Below are 905 nucleotides of genomic sequence, written 5' to 3'. Positions count from 1 at the left end.
CGACCGCCTGTTTGACGAAGTGCGTCTGGTCGCTGGGCGACGTCTGGGTGGTGGCGCCGTTGAACGAGGCCAGGTCCGGGTCGTTGTACACCTCGGGCAACCCGATGTCTGCCCAGTTGTTACACACCGGGTCGTCGACCCAGTACGCCTGGACCGGCTGAGTGAACACCGACTCGTCTCGCATCGGTCCGCCGACGATGTTGCCGACCGAGCCCTTGCCCATCACCGCGTAGCTCACCACGCCGGGGTCCGAGGGGCGGGCAGCCGCTGTCGGGGCCGCTGCGATGGCCAGGCCGATGCCCACCGCCGCGGCGGCGATCCGCACCGAATTCAACGCCCGGCTAGACCTTGGCCGAAACGTCGATGTCGACGTTGCCCCGGGTCGCCTTCGAGTACGGGCACACCTGATGCGCCTGGTGCATCAGGTCGTCGGCCGCCTTCTGCTCCAGGCCGGGCATGTAGCCCACGATCTTGCCGGTCAACCCGAACCCGCCCGCGGAGTCCTTGCCGAAGCCGACCTGGACGGTGACATCGGTTGCGTTGTCCAACTTGACGTCGGCTTTGCCTGCGACCAGCCGCAGCGCACCCAGGAAGCAGGCCGCGTAACCGGCGGAGAACAGCTGCTCGGGGTTGGTGCCGTCGCCGCTGCCGCCCATCTCTTTCGGCGGCCGAGTGTCGAGGTCGATGCGGCCGTCTGACGACTTCACATGACCGTCGCGGCCGCCGCCAGTCGCCGTGGACTCCGTGGTGAAAACGACTTCAATACTCATGGGCTCGATCATGCCAATATCGCCCACCAAACAGAAGGCAGGGCTGCGCGTCGAGGTGCTGCGACAGCCCTGGCTTCTGTTTCGCGATTTACCGGTGCGGCAACATCGTCGGCGGACCGATGCGAGACGAGTCGG

General features: G+C 66.6%; 2 protein-coding genes. Both read right to left on the bottom strand.

All coding sequences use genetic code 11. From position 1 onward, the window contains the following. Positions 1–325 (bottom strand): sensor domain-containing protein (locus tag A5707_RS17310; protein ID WP_197495353.1); only part of this gene is annotated, 325 nt, incomplete at its 3' end. Positions 326–341: 16 nt separating this feature from the next. Further along, complete coding sequence (locus tag A5707_RS17305) at positions 342–770, bottom strand: organic hydroperoxide resistance protein (RefSeq protein ID WP_197495352.1); 429 nt, start codon at positions 768–770, stop codon at positions 342–344. Positions 771–905 lie beyond the last annotated feature (135 nt).

Origin of the sequence: Mycobacterium kyorinense (assembly GCF_001672775.1) — a bacterium.
Lineage (GTDB): Bacteria > Actinomycetota > Actinomycetes > Mycobacteriales > Mycobacteriaceae > Mycobacterium > Mycobacterium kyorinense_A.
The sequence above is the reverse complement of the archived record's forward strand: the minus strand, read 5'-3'. Positions and strand labels throughout refer to the sequence as shown.

Excerpts from the sequence above, each read along its gene's own strand:
- A5707_RS17305 (WP_197495352.1), bottom strand. The coding sequence starts at position 770 with ATGAGTATTGAAGTCGTTTTCACCACGGAGTCCACGGCGACTGGCGGC.